General features: G+C 60.8%; 23 protein-coding genes, 1 tRNA gene and 1 pseudogene. 8 read left to right on the top strand and 17 right to left on the bottom strand.

What is annotated here, in order from left to right; genetic code table 11:
- Entirely contained in the window at window positions 1-168 is a 168-nt protein-coding gene (locus GRI59_RS06460; protein WP_160760321.1) for a hypothetical protein, read from the bottom strand.
- A 165-nt stretch (window positions 169-333) separates the two neighbouring features.
- On the opposite strand from GRI59_RS06460, the gene GRI59_RS06465 reads away from it, so the two are divergent.
- Window positions 334-867, top strand: a complete 534-nt coding sequence (locus GRI59_RS06465) for a J domain-containing protein (protein ID WP_160760322.1) — start codon at window positions 334-336, stop codon at window positions 865-867.
- 4 nt (window positions 868-871) lie between these two features.
- Here the strand turns inward: GRI59_RS06465 and GRI59_RS06470 are convergent, their stop codons facing one another.
- From GRI59_RS06470 to pdeM, 6 genes are all read right to left on the bottom strand, one after another.
- Entirely contained in the window at window positions 872-1,711 is an 840-nt protein-coding gene (locus tag GRI59_RS06470; RefSeq protein WP_237440676.1) for an SDR family NAD(P)-dependent oxidoreductase, read from the bottom strand.
- A 25-nt stretch (window positions 1,712-1,736) separates the two neighbouring features.
- Window positions 1,737-3,158 (bottom strand): SLC13 family permease, encoded by a 1,422-nt coding sequence (locus GRI59_RS06475; protein ID WP_160760323.1) that lies wholly within the window; start codon window positions 3,156-3,158, stop codon window positions 1,737-1,739.
- Between the two features lie 78 nt (window positions 3,159-3,236).
- A complete protein-coding gene (locus GRI59_RS06480; RefSeq protein ID WP_237440677.1) occupies window positions 3,237-4,451 on the bottom strand; it encodes a DUF547 domain-containing protein in 1,215 nt (404 codons plus the stop codon).
- Window positions 4,452-4,621: 170 nt separating this feature from the next.
- A complete protein-coding gene (locus tag GRI59_RS06485; protein WP_237440678.1) occupies window positions 4,622-5,752 on the bottom strand; it encodes a DUF547 domain-containing protein in 1,131 nt (376 codons plus the stop codon).
- A 261-nt stretch (window positions 5,753-6,013) separates the two neighbouring features.
- The gene (gene infC, locus GRI59_RS06490) at window positions 6,014-6,532 is read right to left on the bottom strand and encodes a translation initiation factor IF-3 (protein ID WP_160760324.1); all 519 of its coding nucleotides are present in this window, start codon (window positions 6,530-6,532) and stop codon (window positions 6,014-6,016) included.
- A 98-nt stretch (window positions 6,533-6,630) separates the two neighbouring features.
- Window positions 6,631-7,338 carry a ligase-associated DNA damage response endonuclease PdeM gene (gene pdeM, locus GRI59_RS06495; protein ID WP_419866788.1) on the bottom strand — a complete coding sequence of 236 codons (708 nt, stop codon included), beginning with the start codon at window positions 7,336-7,338 and terminating at the stop codon, window positions 6,631-6,633.
- Between the two features lie 139 nt (window positions 7,339-7,477).
- On the opposite strand from pdeM, the gene hemF reads away from it, so the two are divergent.
- Window positions 7,478-8,332, top strand: a complete 855-nt coding sequence (hemF, locus tag GRI59_RS06500) for an oxygen-dependent coproporphyrinogen oxidase (protein WP_160760325.1) — start codon at window positions 7,478-7,480, stop codon at window positions 8,330-8,332.
- A gap of 10 nt (window positions 8,333-8,342) precedes the next feature.
- On the opposite strand, the gene GRI59_RS06505 is transcribed toward hemF, so the two are convergent.
- The gene (locus GRI59_RS06505) at window positions 8,343-8,744 is read right to left on the bottom strand and encodes a type II toxin-antitoxin system death-on-curing family toxin (RefSeq protein ID WP_160760326.1); all 402 of its coding nucleotides are present in this window, start codon (window positions 8,742-8,744) and stop codon (window positions 8,343-8,345) included.
- A 12-nt stretch (window positions 8,745-8,756) separates the two neighbouring features.
- A complete protein-coding gene (locus GRI59_RS06510) occupies window positions 8,757-8,984 on the bottom strand; it encodes an AbrB/MazE/SpoVT family DNA-binding domain-containing protein (RefSeq protein WP_160760327.1) in 228 nt (75 codons plus the stop codon).
- 80 nt (window positions 8,985-9,064) lie between these two features.
- On the opposite strand from GRI59_RS06510, the gene GRI59_RS06515 reads away from it, so the two are divergent.
- Complete coding sequence (locus GRI59_RS06515) at window positions 9,065-11,155, top strand: RelA/SpoT family protein (protein WP_160760328.1); 2,091 nt, start codon at window positions 9,065-9,067, stop codon at window positions 11,153-11,155.
- Window positions 11,155-11,517 carry a VOC family protein gene (locus GRI59_RS06520; RefSeq protein WP_160760329.1) on the top strand — a complete coding sequence of 121 codons (363 nt, stop codon included), beginning with the start codon at window positions 11,155-11,157 and terminating at the stop codon, window positions 11,515-11,517. Before GRI59_RS06515 ends, GRI59_RS06520 begins: the two co-directional genes overlap by 1 nt.
- Before the next feature lie 644 nt (window positions 11,518-12,161).
- On the opposite strand, the gene GRI59_RS06525 is transcribed toward GRI59_RS06520, so the two are convergent.
- Window positions 12,162-13,226, bottom strand: coding sequence for a peptidylprolyl isomerase (locus tag GRI59_RS06525; protein WP_160760330.1), 1,065 nt, complete (start codon window positions 13,224-13,226; stop codon window positions 12,162-12,164).
- A gap of 148 nt (window positions 13,227-13,374) precedes the next feature.
- Between GRI59_RS06525 and GRI59_RS06530 the strand changes: the two genes are divergently transcribed.
- Window positions 13,375-13,465: transfer RNA gene (locus tag GRI59_RS06530), tRNA-Ser, on the top strand.
- A gap of 546 nt (window positions 13,466-14,011) precedes the next feature.
- Window positions 14,012-14,206, top strand: a complete 195-nt coding sequence (locus tag GRI59_RS06535) for a type II toxin-antitoxin system prevent-host-death family antitoxin (protein WP_202390867.1) — start codon at window positions 14,012-14,014, stop codon at window positions 14,204-14,206.
- 241 nt (window positions 14,207-14,447) lie between these two features.
- Here GRI59_RS06535 and GRI59_RS16050 read toward each other — a convergent pair.
- The 3 genes and pseudogenes from GRI59_RS16050 to GRI59_RS06550 all read right to left on the bottom strand — a co-directional run.
- A pseudogene (locus GRI59_RS16050) lies at window positions 14,448-14,828 on the bottom strand (HD domain-containing protein); the annotation flags it as partial.
- Window positions 14,770-15,327 (bottom strand): hypothetical protein, encoded by a 558-nt coding sequence (locus GRI59_RS06545; RefSeq protein WP_160760331.1) that lies wholly within the window; start codon window positions 15,325-15,327, stop codon window positions 14,770-14,772. The gene GRI59_RS06545 and the pseudogene GRI59_RS16050, both read right to left, overlap by 59 nt.
- A gap of 349 nt (window positions 15,328-15,676) precedes the next feature.
- Window positions 15,677-16,993, bottom strand: a complete 1,317-nt coding sequence (locus GRI59_RS06550; RefSeq protein ID WP_160760332.1) for a M10 family metallopeptidase C-terminal domain-containing protein — start codon at window positions 16,991-16,993, stop codon at window positions 15,677-15,679.
- Window positions 16,994-17,192: 199 nt separating this feature from the next.
- Here GRI59_RS06550 and GRI59_RS06555 point away from each other — a divergent pair, with 199 nt between their 5' ends.
- Window positions 17,193-17,657: a hypothetical protein gene (locus GRI59_RS06555; protein ID WP_160760333.1), complete on the top strand. Its 465-nt coding sequence runs from the start codon at window positions 17,193-17,195 to the stop codon at window positions 17,655-17,657.
- 636 nt (window positions 17,658-18,293) lie between these two features.
- Window positions 18,294-18,839 carry a recombinase family protein gene (locus GRI59_RS06560; RefSeq protein WP_160760334.1) on the top strand — a complete coding sequence of 182 codons (546 nt, stop codon included), beginning with the start codon at window positions 18,294-18,296 and terminating at the stop codon, window positions 18,837-18,839.
- A gap of 390 nt (window positions 18,840-19,229) precedes the next feature.
- Here the strand turns inward: GRI59_RS06560 and GRI59_RS06570 are convergent, their stop codons facing one another.
- From GRI59_RS06570 to GRI59_RS06585, 4 genes are all read right to left on the bottom strand, one after another.
- Complete coding sequence (locus GRI59_RS06570; RefSeq protein ID WP_160760335.1) at window positions 19,230-19,775, bottom strand: hypothetical protein; 546 nt, start codon at window positions 19,773-19,775, stop codon at window positions 19,230-19,232.
- Between the two features lie 532 nt (window positions 19,776-20,307).
- Entirely contained in the window at window positions 20,308-21,474 is a 1,167-nt protein-coding gene (locus tag GRI59_RS06575; protein WP_160760336.1) for an AAA family ATPase, read from the bottom strand.
- On the bottom strand, window positions 21,467-21,754 hold the full coding sequence (locus GRI59_RS06580) for a hypothetical protein (protein WP_160760337.1): 288 nt from the start codon (window positions 21,752-21,754) through the stop codon (window positions 21,467-21,469). Before GRI59_RS06580 ends, GRI59_RS06575 begins: the two co-directional genes overlap by 8 nt.
- A gap of 283 nt (window positions 21,755-22,037) precedes the next feature.
- Window positions 22,038-23,140 (bottom strand): recombinase family protein (locus GRI59_RS06585; RefSeq protein WP_202390868.1); only part of this gene is annotated, 1,103 nt, incomplete at its 5' end.

Raw genomic sequence — 23,140 nt, forward strand, 5'->3', positions numbered from 1 at the left:
TCAGCCTTGGAGCAGGCCGGGCGAAAGCTCGGCCTGTTCGGCGACTTTCGGACCGACGGCACCGCTGGTGAGATCGCGCGCACCGGTGACCACGCACAGCCCTGCGAGCGCAAGCACGCAGAACAGGCTGGAAAGGGTCAATTGCTGGCTCATCATGCGGTCTTTCAAGTGCGGCGGGTCATGCGCCGCTTGCGGTCCTATTGCGATGCAACATTTCACATTGCAACCGGTTCCCGGCTTCTCACGCCTTCCCATTACGGGCTACCTCGCCTAGATTGAGCGCGTGAGACAATCGACCAACGACATTCTGCCCCGCGCCCCCCGGATTCGCGCATGACCCGCGCCCGCCGATCAATGGATTGGGGCTTCCCGCGCTGGAGGCCCTATGGTTCCTCGCAAGAGGCCACCAATGTGCGCATCTGCGACCGCCACGGCTGCGACGAGCCGGGCAATTGCCCCGCGCCCAAAGCCCCCAACAGCCCTGAACGGTGGTATTTCTGCCAGAAGCACGCGGCGGAATACAATTCCAAGTGGGATTACTTCGAAGGCCTCGACAAAGCCGAGAAGGAAGAGCGCGCCAACGCGGAGCGGCAGGAATCGTCCGGCTATACCGAATCGGCGCATTACGGCTGGGCTGGATCGGGCGATGGCTCGCGCTCGGCAGACGAGATGCGCGCGCTGGAGGTGCTGGGGCTGGAGGCCGATGCTGATTTCAACGCGGTGAAGAAAGCCTACCGCAACCGCGCCAAGGAAGTGCACCCGGACGTTAAGCCCGGCGATGCCAACGCGGCCAAGCAGTTCCAGCTGATCCAGACCAGCTACGAAGTCCTGCGCGCCGCCGAAGAACGGCGCGAGTGGCGGGGCTGATCGCCTAGTCGGTTCGCGGCCCCGCAAACCCCTTGCCCTTGGAGTCGATCTGCGGATCGGGGTTGTCGTTCCACCACGGGGTGTCGGTCCACGGGCGCACATCGACTTCGTGGCTCCAGCAATTGCGCGGTTGGTGGGCGAGGTGCCAATAGGTCTCCGCCAAAGTGGCTGGGTCGATTACGCCCTCGTGGCCCTTGCCCTGTTTGAACGCCTCGTACTTGTCGCCCAGCAGCTTGCCGAGGGTGTCGGGCGCATCGACCGGGCCGTCGACGATCACATGGGCGACGTGCACGCCTTGCCGTGCGAACTCCGCGTTGAGGGTCTGGCACAGCATCCGCCGACCGCCCATCGCGGCGGCATGGCTGTGCTGCCCGGCATTGCCGCGCACCGCCGCCGTCGCCGAGGTCACCAGCAGTGTGCCGTGTGCTCCGGCCTTGGCGCGCTCCACCATCGCCGGGAACAGCGCATGGGCGAGGCGGAAGACGCCATAGGTGCCGAGCCGCCAGCCGAGCTCGAAGATGCGGTGCGGGGTCTGGTCCAGCGCGCGGTTCCCGATCTGCGCGCCGAGGTTGTAGAGCGCGGCGTGGATCGGGCCGATGTCGGCTTCGACCCGGGCAACCAGCTCCTCAATCGACCCGTCCTCGGCCGCGTTGAGCAGCGTACCGCTGGCCGAGCCGCCCGCCGCTTCGATCTGACCCACCAGCCGCGCAAGGCCTTCCTCGTCCGACCGGCGTGCGAGCACCGCGTGATAGCCCCCGCCGGCAAAGCGCATCGCGGCGTTCCCGCCGATCCCGGCGCCGGCTCCGATCACGAGGAACACCGGCTTGCGGCTGTCGGTCATCATCTGTCTCCCTTATGCGAGCGCCCCGTCACGTCAGCGCCGAAATGCCCCATACCACGCCGACGATCAGCACAACGCCTGCCACATCCAGCAGCGCGCCAGCCTTGACCATTGCTTCGATGCGGATGCGGCCGGTCGCCCAAGCGATGGCGTTCGGCCCGGTGCCAGCGGGCAGCATGAAGCCCCAGCTGGCCGCCAGCGCTGCTGGCAGGGCAAGCAGCACCGGGTCAGCCCCAAGCGCCACCACCAGCGCGGCGACGACAGGGATGATCCCGGTGGCGGTCGCGACGTTGCTCGCGAACTCGGTCACCACGATCACCAGTGCCACCACGGTGAGCGCGACCAGTATCAGCGGCCACCCGGCCAGCGGCAACAGTGCCTGCCCGATCCAGTCTGCAAGGCCCGAAGCCTGCATCCCGCCCGCCAGCGCCAGCCCGCCGCCGAACATGAAGATCACGCTCCACGGCGCGCGCTCGGCCTCCTTCCACACCAGCAGCGGACGCCCGGTGCCATCGGGCAGCAAGAACAGCGCCAGCGCTGCGATCACCGCGATCGTTCCGTCCGTCCAGGAGCCGGACGGCAGCAATGGTGCGACCAGCGGTTGCGTGACCCAGGCGATGAAGGTGAGGGCGAACAGCGGCACCAGCCGCTTCTCCGGCTGGGTCCATGCCGCGTGGCTATTGATCGAGGCGCGCGCGGCGGTGAGATCGAAGGGGTGATCGGCCACCCGCAAGACCCGCCCCACGATCCCTGCGGCCAGCGGGATGCTCAGCAGCACGAGCGGCACCCCGTAAAGCGCCCATTGCGCAAAGGTGATCCGCACACCCGCGATCTCGCCCAGCAGGCCGACCGCAATGGCATTGGTGGGCGAGCCGACGATGGTGCCCAGCCCGCCGATGCTGGCGGCAAAAGCGATCCCCATCGGCAGAGCGCCCGCGATGCCATCCTGCGGGAGCTTGTCCCCGTCGCGCACGCTCCCGCCGCCTTCCAGCACCGCGAGCGCCATCGGCATCATGATCAGCGCGGTCGAGGTGTTGGAGATGAACATCGACAGCAGCGCTGCGGCAATCATGAATGCCAGCAGCAAGCGGCCGGGGCCGCCTTTGGTGCCCACCATCCGCAGGATCGCAAGGCTCAGGCGTCGGTGCAGCCCGGTGCGCTCAATCGCCAGCGCGATGAAGGCCCCGCCCAACAGCAGGAACAGGATCGGCGAGTAATAGGTGCTCGCGGTCTTTTCCGCATTGGACACCCCGGCAAGCGGCAGCACGACAAAGGGCAGGAGCGCTGTGACGCTCAGCGGCACCGCCTCGGTCATCCACCAGGCGGCCATCCACACGACCAGACCCGCCACCAGCCACGCCCCCGGCGGCATTCCGCTGGGCGGGGCGAGCACAGCGGTCAAGCCAAACGCCAGCGGGCCGAGGATAAGGCCGATCCGGCGCGCTATCATGCTTGGCGATCTCCCCTGACCTTGCCGCAGGGGCCTATCAGCAAGGCGCCGGTCGCGGCAAGCTTCAGGTGCGCCGGGTCACTCGACAGCGTTCTTGTTCGGCGGGTCGCCCGGCAGATCAATGTTCGAGAAGAACACGCGGGAGGTCGGCTGATCGCGGCGCTGCATGCGTTGCAGCTTGAGCGACCGGGCAAACAACACATCACACGCGGCCTGACCAAATCGCTCGGTGCAGATCGGCCGATCAGTGACAAGGCCCTGCTCGGACACGACCGGCTGATAGCTTGTGGGGCGAGACCCGCCGTGGAGATCGGCAATATCAGCCTCCCGGATGCTTGCGACCGTCTGGTCGGTCTTCGCCAGTAGTTCCACCACGGGCTCCTCGGCATAGTTGGCCAGATGCGCGCGCAGGTCCTTCTCTAAATCAGGGAAGTAGAACGGCGAAACCTCGGCATAGAGTTCCGACACCGCCAGCTTGCCGTAAATCTTCTGCGTACCGCGCAGCGAGTTGATGAAATCGGCGGCGGCCACATCCAGCAGCGAGCTGACATTGGCCCCGGTGAAGGCATAGGATTGCAGGTGCGGCATCCCGATCTCGCCGCGCCAGAAGCCATAGATCACCTTGGGATCCTTCCAGTGGCGGAAGACGATATTCTCGCGGATGTCGCGCAGTGAGACCGGGATGCCGCGCAGGGTGATGAACTTCGCCTCGTCGAGCGGCTGGCCGCCGATCGCGATCTCGCGCGGTTCGCGCACGGGCCATTCCTTGGCGATCTGCTCCATCATAGCGACGTTGTGGAGGTTGAGCCAGAAGGCCAGCTGTTCGTTGCGCGACAGGGCCGAGATGTCCTGGGTTTCGACCACCCGTTCCAGATCCTGGCGGTACTCGGTGAAGCTCTCGATCACCTGCCTGTCGAAGAACCGGAACAACACGAGCGATCCTTCGAGCCGATAGCGCGACTGCGGCCCGCTTTTCAGCCGTGTGCCCGGCGGGGGCACAGGGCTCGGCGCGCCCTGCCGGGTCGAGGGGCCCATCGAAATGAGGATGTGCTTGAGCGCATGATCCCAGATCTCGTAATCGATCTTGTGGCGGATGGGGTCGCTGGTTGGGGTGAAGATCGCCAAGCGCTCGTCTGCGCGCGAGTTCTGTGAGTCAGCGGTTGCGACGCCAGGCACGAAGTGAAGGTCATTCCGGTCGGACCGCTGATGGGTCTCCGGGGTCTCCGCCGCAGCAAGGGTAGGCATGGCCAGCGCCGAGCCGGCCAGTAACGCGATCATGAATCTCGGCAGCATGTCGTCTCTCCCACAAGAGGAATCGAGCCCGTCCGAAAGCCAAGCTATATCATGCTGATAAATCGCACATGAATGCAAATTCATGCAGCTTCGCATACCGAATAACCTCGCCGAGCTAATCGCCCGGCGAGGTTTTGCTAATGACGGTTACTCTGACGAGGCGCGCGCGCTTATTCGACCTCGGCCGGTTCACCAGCCTCGCCGGGCAGGTCGATATTGCTGAAGGTCACGGTGCCGGTGCGGCCTTGGCGGATGATCTCCTGGAACTTGGCCTCACGCTCGCGCAACAGAGCGGTCATGCTCTGGGGGATGCGGAAGCTGATGGATTGGCCGTTCGAGGTGATGTTCGAATAGGTCGGCTCGCGCACGCCGCCTTCCAGATCGGCAATGTCCCGCTCGTTGACGACCGGATCGGCGCCGCTGGCACTGGCGAGCAGGGCTACGGTCTTCTCATCAGCAAAGCGGGTCAGGTGGGCGCGCAGGTCTTTCTCGAAATCGGGGAAGAAGAATGGGGCGGCCTCACGGTAATGTTCGGAGACTTGCAGCCTGCCGCCGCCTTCCTGCGTCCCGCGCAGCGAGTTCACGAAGTCGGCTGCGCCGCGCACCAGCAGGCGTGCCACGTTATCGGCATTGAATGCTTCTTTCTGGAGCGAAGGCCCGCCGATCTCACCGCGCCAGAAGCCATACATCACCACCGGGTCTTTCCAGTGGCGATAGACGATCTGCTCGCGGATATCGCGCGGGGACAGCTTGATGCCTTCCACGGTAATGAAGCGCGCTTCATCAAGCGGGACGCCGCCCACCTTGATCTCGCGCGGCTGGCGAACCGGCCAGGCATTGGCGATCTGTTCCACCATTGCGACATTATGGAGGTTGATCCAGAATGCCAGCTGCTCGTTGCGGGAAAGTGATTGAATATCAACGATATCGGCGGTCTTTTCCAGATCCTTGCGATATTCGGTGAAGCTGGCGATCACGTCGGCATCAAGGAAGCTGAACATCACCCGCGTGCCTTCGAGCCGGTAGCGCGAGACATGACCATATTGGCGGCGGGTGCCGAAGCTCGGGTCGGGGCGACCGGCGCCTTCGCGCAGGGACGGACCCATAGAGATAACGATGTTCTTCATCGCCTCGTCCCAGATCGAATAATCGATCTTGTCGTTGTTCGGGTTCTGCGAAGGCGCGAAGGTCGCCAGCGCTTCATTGCTCAGCGGGGTCTGGGCATGGGCCGGAACGGCGAGTGCGAAAGCAACGCCGGCGAGCAGGGCAGGGCGGGCGAGGCGCATGGGCAGGAACGGCATGGGCGTGAAATGTCCTGTCAGAGCAGGCGTCCCGGTGGGGGCCTGGTGGGGGTCAAGAGGCGGCAAGGCGGGGTCGGGACCGGGCCGCCGCGTGCCTGCCCCTGTCGCGATCATATAGCACTGATCGCGCTTGTCGTGTTGCCCGCAATCGGCTGGCGTCAGCATTTTGTCGACGCGTCAAGGTGTTGGTCGGCCCGCCTGAACGACAAAGGGGCGAACCGTACCGATCCGCCCCCTTCGCCTTTGTCTGAATGCGCGCGCTTATTTGGGCGCGAGCACCATCAGCATCTGGCGGCCTTCCAGCCGCGGGAAAGCTTCAACCTTGGCAATCTCGGCAACGTCGTCCTGCACCTTTTTGAGCAGGTCCATCCCAAGGTGCTGGTGCGCCATTTCACGGCCGCGGAACCGCAGCGTGATCTTCACCTTGTCGCCATGATCGATGAACTTGGCGACGTTGCGCATCTTCACGTCATAATCATGCGTGTCGATGTTCGGCCGCATCTTCACTTCCTTGATGTCCTGGGTCTTTTGCGTCTTGCGCGCCAGGTTGGCCTTCTTCTGCGCTTCAAAGCGGAATTTGCCGACATCAAGGTACTTGCACACCGGCGGGTCCGCATTGGGGGACACTTCGACGAGGTTCAGGCCCTTTTCATTGGCCTGCTCAATCGCTTCGCGGGTGAACATCACGCCTAGGTTTTCGCCTTCGTCATCGATGACGCGGACCTTGGGGACATTGATCATGTTATCAAAACGAGGGCCGCTTTTTACGGGCGGGGCCATCGAGCGCCGGGGTGGACGTGATATGGGGTGTTCTCCTGTGGTGGCTTACTTGCTGCGCGCTCCTTAGTCCGAAACGCGGGCGAGCGCTAGGTAGAGTCTTACGCTGCCGCCTGCCAAAGCGGAAACCGCGCGATCCGGTCACGCGCGGGCATCAGCGCTTCGATCCGCTGTGCGGGTTGGAGAGCGCTCAGGATCTCCGGCGCGCCAGCATCCATCCCACCGGTCAGCGTGCCGAAAGCGGGGAGGATCATGCGCTCGGCCCCGGTGGCGCTGCGCCCCATCACCGCGCAAGGGCGGGCAATGTGGCGATTGCGGACATTTACGCGCAGCTTGGGGTGATAGTGGCCCGACAGCTCCGGCGCGGTCTCCCCGGCGCGGGCTTCGTGGCGCAGGGTGATCCCGCCGACTTGCAGCTCAGACAGGATCGTCCCGCCAAAGCCCATGGGCAATTGTTCGTCGTGGTTGCCGGTGATCCACACCCAATCGAGCGCTCGGGTCAGCGCCTCGAGCATTCCGGTGCAATGCGCGTCCAACCGCAAAGCGCCCGCGTCATCATGGAAGTTATCGCCCAGCGTTATGACCCGCCGCGCGCCTGTCACCCGCACCGCATCCGCCAGCCGTTCCAGCGTGTCGCGGCTGTCATAGGGCGGGAGCATCTGGCCCCGCGCCGCAAACCAGCTGGCCTTCTCCAGATGCAGATCAGCGACCAGCAGCGCGCGTTCCGCCGGCCAATAGAGCGCGCGCGCCGGGCCCAGCAGCATTTCATGCCCGGCGAAGGGGAAGGGAGCGAACATAGCGGGAACCATGATCCTCCCTTTGCGGGCTTTCTCCCCATTCGCAACAAAAACCGTTCATGCCGCGCTTGTCGAAGCATTGCCTTTCTGGCTAACCCGTTGGCTCGGGAGAAGGGCAACCCTTCGACACACTCAGGGTGAACGGGAATTTATGGATTGGTCCGACAAGACGGCGCAGGCGAAGGTATGGTTCGAAAGCCTGCGCGACCAGATTTGCGCGGAATTTGAAGCGATCGAACGTGAGGCGGGCTCTGACGCCAGCTTCCAATACACCCCGTGGAACCGTGAGGAAGACGGCAATCCCGATCCCGGTGGCGGGGTGATGGGATTGATGAAGGGCAAGGTGTTCGAAAAGGTCGGGGTGAATGTCTCGACCGTGCGCGGCACCTTTGCCAAGGAGTTCGCCGGCTCGATCAACGGGGCGAGTGCGGATGCTCCGGGATTTGTCGCCACTGGCATCAGCCTTGTAGCGCACATGACCAACCCGCATGTGCCCGCCGTCCACATGAACACCCGCTTCCTCACCACCACCAAGGCGTGGTTCGGCGGCGGGGCGGATTTGAACCCGCCGATCCCCTACGCAGAAGACACGGCAGACTTCCACGCCGCGATGCAGGCCGCCTGCGATCCGCATAATCCCACCTATTACGAACGCTACAGCAAGTGGGCGGAGGAGTATTTCTACATCCCCCACCGGCAAGTGGGCCGGGGCGTCGGCGGGATATTCGCCGACCATCTCGAATGCGCCGATGACACAGGCTGGGCAGCGAATTTCGAATTCATCAAGGATATCGGGAAGCAGTTCCTCGCAGTGTACCCGATGATCGTGCGCAAGCGGATGAACACGCCCTTCGATGCCGCCGACGAAGCGCAGATGTTCGAATATCGCGGCCGCTATGCTGAATTCAATCTCGTCTACGACCGCGGCACGATCTTCGGGTTGAAGACCGGCGGCAATATCGACGCGATCCTGATGAGCCTGCCGCCAAGGGCAACGTGGAGTTGAACGAGGCGGCCTAGCCCACCGCCACAACCCGCTGCCCGAACCAGTCGGCGAGTTCGTCCTCGGAGAGTTCTCCGGCGGCTAGGGCGATCACGGTATTGGTTGCGTCCACCTTGTCGAAAGCGATTTCAACCGCGTTGGCCATAAGAAACAGGCGCGCCATGATCCAGGCGGTCCGCTTGTTACCATCGACGAAGGGGTGATTGCGGGCAATGCCGAAGGCATAAGCGGCGGCGAGCTGTACCATGTCATCCTCGCCGTAATTCCAGCGATTGATCGGCCGGGCCAACGCAGATTCCAGCGCACCCGCATCGCGCAAGCCAACCCCGCCGCCATGTTCGGCAAGCTGGCGGTCGTGGACAGCAAAGGCGATGCGGCTGTCGAGCCAGACTGGCTCGGCGCGGGAATCGGTCATCGCACGGTTCGCTTACTTGGCCAGAACCTTGAGGATGTCGCGATCTTCGCGCATGATTTGTTCGGCCAGCGCCATCTGCTTTTCGAAGGCGGGATCATAGGGCGTCAGATGCCATCCCTCGGGCGACTGGGTCAGATGGATCGTATCGCCCACTTCGGCGCGCAACTGTGCGAGCACCTCTTTGGTGAGGATCACGGCAGCCGAATTGCCGATCTTGGTGATCTTGAGGGTCGTGTTCATACGCGCGTTATAACACGCTGTCTTCGCCCAAGCAACAATCGCGCTTGCCCGCCCGCAGCGCCGCCCCCATATTCATCGGGATGCTGCGCCAATACGAACTCGTCGAGAAGGTCCTCGAATACGATCCCGACGCCGACGAGGCGATGCTCAACCGCGCCTATGTCTACACCGTGCAGAAGCACGGCACCCAGAAGCGCGCCAGCGGCGATCCCTATTTCTCCCACCCGGTCGAAGTTGCCGGGTTGATGACCGATCTGAAGCTCGACATGGCGACGATCATCACCGCTCTGCTGCACGATACGGTGGAAGACACGCTCGCCACCATCGAGGATATCGAGGCCCATTTCGGCCCCGAGGTCGCGCGACTGGTGGACGGGGTGACCAAGCTCTCCAAGATCGAGGCCATGCCCGAGAACGAGCGCGCGGCGGAAAACCTGCGCAAGTTCCTGCTCGCCATGTCGGAAGACATCCGCGTGCTGCTGGTCAAGCTCGCTGACCGGCTGCACAACATGCGCACGCTGCATTTCATCAAGTCGCCCGAAAAACGCCAGCGCATCGCCCGCGAGACGATGGATATCTACGCGCCGCTGGCTGAGCGGGTGGGCATGTATGAATACATGCACGAAATGCAGGCGCTGGCCTTCTGTGAGCTGGAGCCGGAAGCCCACGCCACCATCGCCAACCGGCTTGATCAGCTGCGGTCGCAGGACGGGGGGCAGGTCGATGCGATCGCCCTCACGATGAAGCAGCGTCTTGCCGAGGCCGGCCTCAAGGTTGAGGTCTACGGGCGCGAGAAGCATCCCTTTTCGATCTGGCACAAGATGGCCGAACGGCATGTCAGCTTCGAACAAGTTACCGACATCATGGCCTTCCGCGTCCTCACCGAAAGCGAGGGCGATTGCTACCAGGCCTTGGGTATCCTCCACACCACGTGGCAGTTCCTGCCCGGGCGGTTCAAGGATTACATCTCGACCCCGAAGTCGAATGGCTACCGGTCCCTGCACACCTCGCTGATGTACGAAAACTCGATGCGGGTCGAAGTGCAGATCCGCACGCGCGAGATGCACCGCACCAACGAGTTCGGCCTAGCGGCGCACTGGGCCTACAAGCAGGGAGACCGGCCCGATGGCGAGGTGGGCTGGCTGCGCGATCTGATCGAGATTGTCGATGCCAGCCACGATGCCGAGGAATTGCTCGAGCACACGCGCATGGCGATCTATCAGGATCGCATCTTCGCCTTCACTCCCAAGGGCGCGCTGTTCCAGCTGCCCAAGGGCGCGACCGCGGTGGACTTTGCCTTTGCGGTGCATACCAATCTCGGCATGCAAACCGCCGGTGTGAAGATCAACGGGCGGCACATGCCGCTGCGCACCCCGCTCGCCAATGGCGATGTGGTGGAGATCATCAAGAACCCCCATGCCAGCCCGCAACTGTCATGGCTCAGCTTCGTCGTCACCGGCAAGGCGCGCGCCGCGATCCGCCGCGCGGTGCGGATGAAGGAACGTGCCGAAGTGGCCGAGATCGGCTCCAAGCTGTTCGACGAAATCGCCGCGCGCGTGCCCGCCCGGATCGGCAAGAAAGCGATCCGCGCCGCTGTCGAACGGCTCGGCATGGAGGAGCCTGACGACCTGATGTACGCGATCGGGGCCGCCAAGATTGCCGACCGCGAGGTGATGGAAGCGCTCGTCCCCGGCTGCACGGCTGGCATCGAGGAGGACGAGCATTGGGAGCGGCGTGAAAGCGCGATCTCGATCCGCGGTCTCACGCCCGGCGTCGCCTTCGACCTCGCCCCCTGCTGCCACCCCGTCCCCGGCGACCGCATCGTCGGCATCCGCCGCAAGGGCGAGACGGTGCTGGTCCACGCTATCGACTGCCTGATGCTGGCGAGCGGTGTGGACAGCGATTGGATTGACCTCGCCTGGGGCAACCAGTCGTCAGGCGCGACGGGTCAGTTGTCAGTGACAATCTACGACCGGCTGGGGACGCTGGCGGAAATGGCGGGCATCTTCGCCCAGAACAAGGCCAACATCATCACGCTGATGCAGGCCCATATCGACCACCCCTTTGTCACCTATGACGTTGAGGTTGAGGTGCAGGATGTGGGGCATCTCAACCGCATTGTCTCCGCCCTGCGCGCCAGCGACGCGGTGGCTCAGGCTGAGCGGCAGTAGTGGCGATCATCGGGCTGGATCACGTGCAACTCGCGATTCCGGAAGGGGGCGAGGGTCAGGCGCGTGCCTTCTACGCCGGGCTGCTGGGGATGACCGAGGTGCCTAAGCCCACCAACCTCTCGCCCAGCGGGTGCTGGTTCACCGGCGGTGCGGTGAGCCTGCATATTGGTGTCGATCCTGACTTCCGTCCGGCAACCAAGGCGCACCCGGCGCTGCTGGTCGATGACCTTGCGGGATTGCGCGCGCGGCTGGTGCAGGCGGGTTGCGTGACTCGCGATGACAAACCGGTGGAAGGCTACGTCCGGTTCTTCACCGAAGACCCCTTCGGTAATCGCATCGAGCTGATGGAGCGGATGCCTTGAACTCCCTCCCCGTTGCGCAGCAATGGGGAGGTGGCACCGCGAGGCGGTGACGGAGGGGTTCTCTGTGGGTTCGTGCTGAAAGTTGCGCGGCTGCGCCGCGGGGTTTCACGCAGAGATGTCGCGCCCGCTGCACCGCGCGGATCATTTCCTACATGGCAACGCCGCCTTATGGGTGGGGTGGCTCTTTCGCATTGTTGCCTTGTTCATTCGGCCCAGATGCCCGTGGGCGCGTTTTGGAAGCGCGCGCCGGGGGGGGGGGGCAGCTTGCGAAAGTGTCAATTTCGATTTTCGTGCGTAAGGCTATGAAATTATGAAGAAATATGCGTAAATGGGCGCTTGACACCCTGTCAACTTTGTCAACTTCGCAAGATTGTTGCGCTGCCCTTAAGCTATTGATTTATTTGTAGGCAGGAGGTTGCTCCAAATGGGGACGCGGAGAAGGATGTGAAACCCTGCGTGGGATTGCGGCGAAGCCGCTTTTGGAATCACACAAAGACACAAAGGCACGAAGAGGGCGTGCGTGGTTGCAGCCTTGCACCACATCTTTGTATCTTTGTGTCTTTGTGTGAAAAAGAAACTCACTGGCGCGGCCGAAGGCTGACCTCTCCGCGCCTCCCTTCCTTCTCTGCGCCTCTGCGTGAAACCTAATCCGCCACCCGTCGCACCGGCACGCGGATGTTGCAGATGTCCGCGCCGCCTGCGGGCGCGATGAAAAACGGATCGCGGCGGTTGGCGATGGCCTCGGCGTAGGTCGCGAAGGTGGTGCTTTCGGTCGAGAGATATTCGAACGCCGGTTGCTCGGAAGGGGCCAAATCACTAGCCACCCGCACCGACAGGATCGGCGTGCGCTTGGCGCTTTCCTCGGCGGTATAGAACCCCAGATCGCCCGACCCGCGCGGCAAGGAGGAGAGGAACTGCATCCCCTCGATCACCCGGCCGACCAGCGCTATATTGCGATCCAAGTGGCGCGGCGCATGGCCGATCACCGTGTAGAGCTCAGCGCCCGAGCCAGTGTCCGGCGAATAGTTCCGCCCCACGCCGACCATGCCGTAGCAGTGGGTGGGCCAAAAAGCTTCAACACCGTCGTCGTTTCGACCGGATCCGAAGGGCCAGCCCTTTAAAAGGAACGTTTCGTTGGCATAGCTATCGCCTTTTTGCCTCGCAATCGCGTCTTGAATTGTCTTCGTTTCAGGGACAAACCCTTTTTTTGCGAGTTCATACAGCCATGCATTGCGTTGTGTTGCTGTAACAGGAAACAAGTTTGGCATTGTCGGGAATTCAGGGAAGACAGCGCTATAATCCGCCTCCCCCATCACCGTCAGCCCCTCGGGCAGCGGCTTCGGCTTCCCCTTCGCTTCCGGGTTATCGTAATTGGGATCGCCCCACTGGGTGACGTAATTGTCCTGCACCCGGTTGACCGAGATCCCATCATACCACTTGGCGCGCGCGAACAGGCGGATGTTATGCACCCAGCCTTGGCTGAACGGCGCGGGCATCAACTGGATCACCACGGTGCGCGACTTGCCCTCGGCGTCAGGCGCGAGGGTCATCACCAGCACATCTTCCGCCGGGATCGCCACCCAGTCCGCCTTGGGCGCTGCGGCGACGATTTCGGAAGGGGCGAGGGCAGCTGGCTTGGCCGTCTCTTGTGCAGCAAGCGGCAGGGCCAGGGCGAGTGCAGCCGAAGCCGCCAGAAGCAAAGTTCTCATGCGCACATTGGTGCCACCACGCGCCTTGCGAAGCAATCCATTCGCGGCTAGTGGCGCGTGCTTGTCTTCTCAGGCGCTCAAGCAGCGAAGTGGTAGCGCACTAATTTGCGCTCAAGCAGCGAAGCGGTAGCGCACGGGTAAGTCATACGGAGCAGTGGCCGAGTGGTCGAAGGCGCACGCCTGGAAAGTGTGTATACGTCAAAAGCGTATCGTGGGTTCGAATCCCACCTGCTCCGCCAATAGTCTATGAATAATAACGATTAAATTTCGAATTTGGGGTGTGTTACCATATTGGCTCCCTAATAGCGCCAAGCGCTGGGCCTTCTGAGCACGCAAGGTCCGATTTCGTATCAAAATCACCTGTGCGCGTTCCTATGATCTCGAGTATGTGGCCAACATCCTATAGTTTCGCTTGAAAAGCCGAAAGAGCTTGGCGTGGACCGGCCCGTTCACTTAGTGTTGCCGCATAAACCCCGTAGAAATCGGCGACGCCATCTCAGATCACGCGCAGCAGCCATTTGACGCTGCCAAGTTTTCATTCCAGTTGCTCGAAGCCTTTGGCAACAAGAAGACCTCGATCGATTGCCTGCGCGAGGGCAACACCAACCAGTCCGATCTCCCCGGCACCGTCCCTGAGTGAACGCACATGCATACGGCTGCCGACATCCGTCTGCCTGACCAAATTGAAAATCGGGGTTGCCTCGGCCGCAGTGCACAGCCGATTAAATCTTCTCTTGCCAGTATCTTGCCGGACGGCCAATCATATGTTCGACAGGGGGCAACGCATGAGCCGCCAGCATATCATTACCTATCGGCGCACGCTGGCCGAGCAAAACCATGAGACCGACAGCCATAAGCTTATCGACATAACGCGGGCGGGGTCTCTGACTGTCGAGAAGCATGAGCGAGCGGTTGTCGTGATTCTGGCGGTTGGAGAATATGAGCGTTTGAAAGAGATCGAAGCGGTGCAGAATGGTTGATCAGGCGGACAAGGACAGGTTTCTGAAGGCATTGACAGAGCTCGGCGGCTCTGCCGGCAATGTGCGCCTCCGTGAAGCCCTGCAATGGGATGAGGAAGCTTACCCCCGCACAACCACCGGCGACCATTTCGGCGAACTGGATGTAGGCACCAATCCGCGCCTCGCTCCAGCCAACCGGCGGGGACTTGAAGTCGCGAAGATTGGCGAGCTTGTCGGCCAGCTTGATTTGCTTGGCATCGTCGGAGGCAACGGGTGCCTTGAGCACCTGGAGACGTTTACGCTCAAGCTTGTCGAGGCTCTTGTCGTCGGTGACCTCAAGCACCAGACCACAGATTCGCTCGCCGAAGCGTTCGGTAAGCTCCTCAGCCGTAGTCCTGGTGTCCTCTATCGTGTCGTGCAGGATCGCTGCTGCGAGGATGTCCGCGTCCTCCACCCCGGCCTCGATCAGGATGTTCGCCACGTCGAGCGGGTGGTTGATGTAGGGCGTCGCATCGACGTCCTTGCGGCGTTGCTCGCGGTGACGGTCGGCAGCAAAGCTTGCCGCACTAATGATCATGGCTGAGTCAGGCGTAGGTTGGTGTGCGATATGCATATCTTTCCTCCAGGTCTTGAATGATGTCATCGATGAGTTCGTCGATCGTGATGCGGCAGCGCTGGGTTGGCTCGGGCATTACGCGGGCGGTCTCCAGCGCGCAGCGAACATGCTCCGGGTCGCTGCTGAAGCGGGAGAAGCACTCCTTCTCAATAAAGGTTCTCCATCGGCGGAGTTCACGGTCACGTTGGTTGGCAAACATGTCGACCTGCGCATCGAACAGCAGCCGGCGGTAGGTCGTGCAGATCCGGGACCAGCCGAGATAAAACCCGTCGAGCACTATGGCTGAACGGTCACCCAAGATCTCAGGCATGCGCGTACGGGGTCTCAACAGCCGATGCGCGAAGGTGAAGCGATCACGACATTGCCAGATCAACTCGAGGAGATTGCTCTCAATCGACCGGTTCTGGTGCCAGGCAAGTTCATCGGCGCAGATCGAATTGTCAGAGAAATGCCGCAGCCTACGGGTTGGTATTCTGGCCAAAATGAAAGACCAGTCCACGAATTGCTGGTGGGCAAGTTGGTCCATCGGCTGCCTCCGGGAGACACCGAGCCTTTGCGCCGCAGGTCGTAAACCCAGCAGAGCCATTGGCTCAGGTTTACAGTTTGCGGTTCCATTTTCAGGAACTGTCGAGACTTACTCGACAACCGAAACGATACATAAAGCCCGAGCAGAAGCAAGCGGTGTTTACGGTGCGCGTTTGATATTGATGATGATGTGTCTGGTTGGCGCAGACTAATCCGTAATTGCGAGCAGCGCATCGAACTAAAGTTCTGTCCTCATGAAGAGAGCAAGAAATTTGCCCCAGCCCTTGTAAGTGAGCTGGGGCAAAGATTTGGAGATAGAACCGCAGGAAGCTTGGGTGGGCGGATACTGGTCAGGCGATCAAGTTACTGAGAGAGAGATTGCTGACGCCAATCAGCTGGATTTCGAGGTCCGCGATGCCATTGCCGTCAACGTCAACGGAGAGGATTTCATTGGCGAATCGCGCCTCGCCTGGGGTCTTCGAAAAGGCTTTCGAGCCAATCCAGCGAAACGCCTGATCACCAGCCACCCGCGTATTAGCATCAATCCTCGACAGGTCGATAATGTCGCCGGTTTGGAAATCCTGGATGATGTCGCGGGTTGAGCTGCCAGGGCGAGAATCGGCGACCGACATGTAGACGAAGCGATCGTTGCCCGCACCGCCGACCAAGGTGTCCTTCCCGCCGCCGCCAATCAGAGTGTCGATTCCCCCGCCACCAAACAGTCGATTATTGCCTGCGTTACCCGTAAGGGTGTCGTTAAAGGCGGTGCCGATCAGATCCTCGATGCTGATCAAGGTGTCACTACCCGTTGCCGTGCCAGTATTTTGCGCGCCCGTGATGGCAAGATTCACGGTCACTGCCGCAGCGCTGGCTGAGTAGTCTGCCCAATCGTTACCCGTGCCACCATTGAGGGTGTCGTTACCACTGCCGCCAACGAGGGTGTCATCACCCGCGCCGCCGAGAAGCGTGTCGTTGTTTGCGCCGCCGTCGAGGCGGTTGTTGCCGCTATTGCCCGAAATGACATTGGCATAGCCATCACCTGTGCCATTCAGCGCGGCTGAACCAAGCAGGTAGAGGTTGTGCTGATCCGACGCGAGGCTCAGCGATGCAAGGTTGAACGAGACGGTCGACACGACACCCGGCCCGAGCGTTCCTGCAGCCGTGTCAAAGGTGACCGGCTGACCGCCCGACAAAGAGCCATCTGCGACAGTGCCGGTCTGCCATTCGATCGTTTCGTAACCATAGGTGACATGCGCATGGGTGTCGGTGCGCAAGCCCGTGTTCCCGATATAACCCACCACCTCGCCGGCCACGACCGACGCGCCCAATTGCGGCATGACGCCGTTGGTTTTGATGTGAGCGTAGGTGATCACCAGACCGTCCGCGTAAGCCACGGTAACAAAGTTGCCGAGGTTGCTGGGGCCGTTGGACGGGTCAGAGGAACCGGTACTTGCGCTACGGCCCTCAGGCACATTTTCACGCAAGCTGATGACCTTGCCGGGGCCGTGGGCGGTGTAGGGCGCGCCATACACCTGAGTGTTACCGAGCGTGAAGTCCAATGAGTAGTAGAGGCTAGAGGTATGCGAGACAGAGCCGCCGAAGCCCTGAGTGATCAAGGCCCAGCCCTGTGTGCCGAGGTTGATCGGGATGTTGGTTCTAATTGCCATGTTAACTCTCCTATGCGCAGCCGTTCTTGGCTGCTGGGAGGCATAGGATTCTGCGCGCCAATCAGCAATCAGCTAAATATCTGTAATTCTGGTACTTTATGTCAAAATTGGCTTCCTTGGAATTTTTGCCAATCTTGGCCAATGATGACAAGAATCGCATGTTTCCCAAGATTTCCAATCTTGCCAAAGAATCCAAAGCGTGTTCTATCCCGGACCGTTGGCGGGAGTGATAGATTTGAGTGATCTTCTTCATGCTGGGTGGTTCGCAATCATGAGATTTGACGAGCTCGCTGCTGCGATCAGCACAACTTTCGGAAATTTGCTGACCAAGCAGGATATCCTTAGGCATCATGCATTGGATCCGGACGTGGCCGGGCCCACAATTGCACTTTCCAAGAAGGCAATACTTGGCGATCCCAATAGAAATCCGCAACTGCGGGCCGTGAAAGAATTGATGCTTAATATCGTTGATTTTGATGAAGCAAGAGCAAGTCAAATGATCGAAAAATTTAAAGACAGAAACAATTTACCTCAAAAACAAGAACGCTATAAGATGAAGTCTTCCAATTATTATAACTCTCCGTCAATGCCGAAATATTTTTCGAATTGGAAAATGGCAAAAGACAATTGGATTAACTTGTTGGAAAAGACACAATTTTACTAGACTATTGTAATTTGTAATTTTTTTGCCCTGAGTGTTTTCTTGTCGGGCGCCGATATCCTGGTGCAAAGAAGAAGTTGACGTATTCGACTGGATAGAAGCGTTCAAGCAGGGCGCGATGCGAGTTGCGAGCCCATCATCGATTAGTGCCGGCGCGTCTCGCAGCAGCGACTGGAGCTTTACGAATGCCGTCTCAATGGGCTTCAGATCCAGACTGTATGACTGCAGGCAGAACAGCTGGCCGGATCGTTCCATGCCTCCCTACGAGGCCATGGAGGTGGAGGCCGAGTTGGTCGCGTGGCACATCTGTGATCGCTGGGGCATTGTCACGGGCTCGCCTCCTTATCTTCGCCCTTACATGGATAGGGCACAGGCGGAGATCTCCTTCGTCGATCTCGATCGGGTGATCAGAGCCATCGCCAAGGTGGAGCAGTTTATGCCTCGACGGCCGTCGGCCGCGGTTTGGATTCTTCGATATTCTCGCCTACTTCGGACTGATCAGCGGCGCCGTCCAAATGTCCGCAGGGTATACCCCAACGAGACACCTCCATGATACAGATCAGGTGTCTCATTAGCATTGACTTTGACATTTTGGACACTTATCGTCCATGGTCGAGAGGCTAGTGAGACATATTCATCATGACCACGATCATAGGCTACGCACGCGCAAGCACCGAAGACCAGGACTGCAGCATCCAGGAAGAAGCTCTCAGTGCAGCTGGCTGCACCGTTGTCCGCTCTGAGAAGAAGAGCGGCACAACACGGCAGGGGCGAGAGCAGCTCGATACGATCCTCGATTTCCTGCACCATGGCGACACGCTGGTAGTGACTCGCATCGACCGGCTGGCGCGATCGGTGAAAGACCTGGAAGACATCGTAGAGACCATCAGAGCCAAGGGCGCCCACCTGCAGGCCACAGAGCAGCCGATAGATACTACCACACCAGCGGGCATTGCCTTCCTCCAGATGCTGGGGGTCTTCGCCCAGTTCGAGACGGCCCTTCGCAAGGAGCGTCAGATGGAGGGGATCGCCAAGGCAAAGGCAGCGGGCGCTTACAAGGGCCGCAAACCTTCGGTGCCTATCGACGAAGTGCGTCGGCTGAAGTCGGAGGGCCTCAATCCGACCCAGATCAGCAAAGAGCTCAAGATTGGAAGGGCGTCCGTCTACCGTGTGCTGGGCGCTTAGCATGGGGAACCGAACGATGGGGGAACGCAACTCTGCTATCTGTCGAGCGTACGAGTTCGGCTACTGCCAAGCTGACATCGCAAGAGCATTCGGACTTAGCTCAACCCGAATTGGTCAGATACTCAAGGAACACGATGTTCCTAAGCAGAGCGGCTGCATCCCACCATTGTTCTGGGACGGTCGGCCAATGCAGCTCTGATCCAGAGCTCGGCGTCCGACTGCTGCGTGCCCGCTTGCGCCCACGCCGTACCAACAAGCCTTCGTCACGATACAACCGGTAAAGCTATTTGTTATTAATGATGGGCCCTTGCGTTCGAGCATCACGCCGACGGGGCGGTAGCCGAAGACACCTGATTGAATGCGAACAATTACCTCGACCACAAACTCGATCTAGGGTGCGCCGAACATCTTACGCGCGGCCGTGACTTCTGGACCTTGCCGGCCAGCCGGGCGGCTGTTGAAGATGCCGTGGACAACGACGTTGCGCAGATATTTCGTGTCCCTCTGGTTTCGGCACTCCAGGTTTTGCCGTAGCGCAACGCCGAATAGCATCTTTTCGACCCAATGGATCAGCGGCTTAGTGCCTGTTCGGTCACGACTGAAGTATCCTTCGGGCGTTAGCAGGGGCATCAAGAACATTATAGGCGTACCGTTATGCTTTGTGGTGACCTCATCATAATGATCGCGCTTATGCGGTTGGAGAACCTCACGCCGAAATCCGCCTTGCGACACAGTCATGCCGATATACCAAGGTTTCATCGTCTCGCCATGGCGCAGTCCGAACGCATAGCAGCCGATCGCCTGCTCCAAATCTTCCGGTTTGGAACCGTATCGCTCGGATGATTCACGCACCTGCTCCCAGAAATCCGGTTGGCGGGCGGGTATTTCCCTCTCAACCCGGGTCAACTCGAATGGTCCGTACATATCAAACCACATCAGCGACGCTCCCCCTATCTAGCTGCACTGCGGTCTGAGACATTGCATCGGATGAGCAAGCATGACTAGCCCCTCGCTCCCTATCAAACCCCTCCCGCACCATCTTGAGCAACTGCCTCGCTTCCGCCCGCAGCGCGAGCGCTTCCTTGGTCTGCCGACCGTGTTGGTAATTACCGTTTCTTTCACCCTTGGTGGCTCCTGCTCTGGCGCCGCTGGACTCGCGCGCGCGCGCGAGGCTGGAGGGGAAGTGCCGGTTGGGGGAAATCGGATGGATTATGGTATCGGAGTGATCAAGGTACGCCGACGTAGCTTCCATCGGGTGCCATCTGGGGCAACGCGAGGCGAGCAAACCGGTTGCTCTTTGCTATGGTGTGAGGCTGTCCAGTCATGGGAGAGTTCCAGCGGTTCGGAATTGTCGTTCGCCAGCGTCACAGTCGTCACACCTCCTAGAGGTGTGTGACGTTTGTGACGGCAGCATTGGCCCGCACACGTGACGCACAGTGACGGGTTGTGACGGTTGTCACAGATTGCATCAGACGTCATCGCGAACCTTCCAAACGTGTCCGCCAAATTCGCGGACCTCGTCCATGTCGATCAGCTTGGTCTTGGCGCGCATAAACGCGGTTCGGGCCGCACTCTCGCTTGCACCGGTAGTCAGCCCGTGTGCAGCGCAGGCATCGCGCCAGTGCTCGACCGCGACCACGGGGCAGGAGGACGGGTGTTCGCCGCCCATGCCTTCGCGCCCAAAATCGCGCAGCGCATCAGTCAGCGCGGCCATCGCCACTTGGTTCTTGCCGGTAAGGGGCTTGCGGATTGGCAGGGGTTTGTCCGCCTGCTCGACCACGGCGCTGGTTACGGGGTCGCCATCCTCGTCAAGGCCTAGACACACGCTGCGCAGGGTGAAGTGCAGCGGGTCCGGTGCCACCATGTCGCGCTGCTTTTGGCTGGTGATGGTGTGCGCGGATGACACCAGAATTTCCGTATCCACGGCAGCGCGCAAAGCTGATGACCCGCGGGCGCCGCGATCCTCGTCTTTGCCGGTGTGGTGAATGATCAAGACGTTCGCGCCGGTAAGTTCGCGCATAAGGTCGCAATTCCTGACAAACATGGCCGTGTCCTTGGCCGTGTTCTCGTCACCCTCACCAATGGAGCGGGCGAGCGTATCGACCACGATCAGGGCGGGCTTTGTATCTGTCAGCAGCGAGGCGATTATCTTGGCATCCCCGCTAGCGTGCAGGTCCACACCGATCGGCAACAGTGTGAAGGGCGCGCCTGCCATGTGGGGGAATTCAGACTTGAACGCTGCCAGCCTGTTCAGGACGCCAGCGCCGCCCTCGGCTGCGATGTAGAACACCGGCCCCTGATTGACCTTGCAGCCCATCCACGGCTCGCCAGCGGCTAGGTGCATGGCAAGGGATATGGCCACGAACGTCTTGCCAGCATGAGACGGACCGTAGATCACGGAAAGCCCGTTGACGCTCAGCCATCCCTTGATGAGGTAATTGACATCTAGCACCGCCGTGATGGCATCTAGGTTCACCATCTTGCGCTTGATCTGGGCAGCGCGGGGGGAAACCTGGCGCTCGCCTGAAGTGCCAAACGGATCATCATCCGGCACCCAATCAGGTCCGAAGGGATTGAACGTGCGCCCCTCCTGTTCGCGTGCCAGCGCGGCAATCCGGTCGTCTACGTCAGTCATCGCGCGCGGCCTCCTGAAGCATGGCGTGCATCTGCTCGGCTTGCATCGCGGTCCTGAGTAACCGCCGGGAAAGGGTGTTAAGTTCGTCCAGCCATTCGAGCGGCGCGGGCGCGTAGAGGTTCGGGGTTGCCCATTCGACCACCTCCCACGCCAGATAGCGGGCGGTGTCAGACGGGGTGCGAGCGATCATGGCGCTAGCCGCGTTCCTGAAGCTGCGCAGCTTGGCGCGGCGCTCGTATTCGTCGGCAGGAATATCCCCAGCGCAAAACGTCCTCGTCATAATGGCAGGTTGAAAAATAACATGGGTTAGTTAATGCGAACACGACCTTTCGGAGGCTCGGTCGACATGGCTACTATTGCCCCGCATCTTGCGACAACTGCCAGACCCAGATCCCGCGTGGCGTGCCTCCCTCACGGTTCGGGCATCATAATCGCGTTCGCCTTCAGCACGATCTTCTGGCTAGGGGTGCTGGTTCTGGTTCTTTGAGACAGGCCACCTGCGCTGCAAGATGAACATTCCTAATTGGCGTTGCATGCAGCCCTTTTGGTGACCAAGCAGCGATTTAGCCACTGACACCCGATAGAAACCTCATCCTCTGCTTGTCCCAGTCCTCAGGGACAGCGCCCGTGCGGACCATAGTGACACCGTCGATCCCCGCGCGCATCGTGCCGGCCAGAATGGCTTCGACAATGTCCGGCGCGAGAAACGCCAGTCGAACAACCCGCGTGATGTAGGATGCCGAGACGCCTTCGCGCACAGCAAGAATCTGGATCGTAATCTCACCCTTCGCCAGCTCATTCCACCAGTGGCGCGCCTTCAGGATCAGCCTGACCAGCGATGGGTCGGCCTGTTTCAATGCTGCAACGCCGTTGTCGTGAACCAGACGCACCACATGCCCCGTCCGGGTGAGCCTGACCGATGCGCTTTGGGTAAAGGTCTGTTCGCTGTGGTGCGATGCCGGGACCCCGAAAAGCTTAGAAATGCCAGCCAACGCAAGTTCGATATCAATCCGGTCGGTGCGGATAGTGATGCGGGAGACAATGCCTGCTAACTTCGCGTTGGATCGCAGCATCTCGGGAAGCGCGTTGGCACAGTCTTGATTAATCTGCGCCAGCATCTCAGGCGTGATCACAAGCCCGCAAGCGTGCGCAAGCAGCAGTGGATCACCCATCAGCGAAGTCAGCTCCTGCCGAACCACTTGCTCGATCTCCCGGGCAGGGATCCGCATGCCGGTTCTGGCGCCCGGTTCGGTACCATGCTGCAAGAACCGACTGACATAATAGCGATACTGCGTCTTAGCCTTGCGCGCATGCACAGGAACCAACGGTTCTCTATCAGCATCGTACAAGAGCCCGGTCAGAAGACTTGTGCTACTCACGCGAGCGCTGCGTTCGCCCTGCACATTGGCGGCAAGCCGCGCCTGCACCCGGTCCCACTTCTCCCGCTCAATGATCGCATCGTGGTTTCCGGGATGGACCGTTCCCTTATGAGCAATGTTGCCGGCGTAGATTGGGTTCTTGAGGATGTAGTTGAGCTGGCCGCGGGTAAGGGGACAGCCACCGATCGCCTGGCCCTTACTTGAGACGCGTAAGGGTGCACCAATCCCTTCTGCCACCAGCTGCTCGGCCACCAGGCGGACATTGCCGAGCTCCAGATAGCGGGCAT

The sequence above is a fragment of the Erythrobacter ramosus genome, assembly GCF_009828055.1.
GTDB classification, from domain to species: Bacteria; Pseudomonadota; Alphaproteobacteria; order Sphingomonadales; family Sphingomonadaceae; genus Erythrobacter; species Erythrobacter ramosus.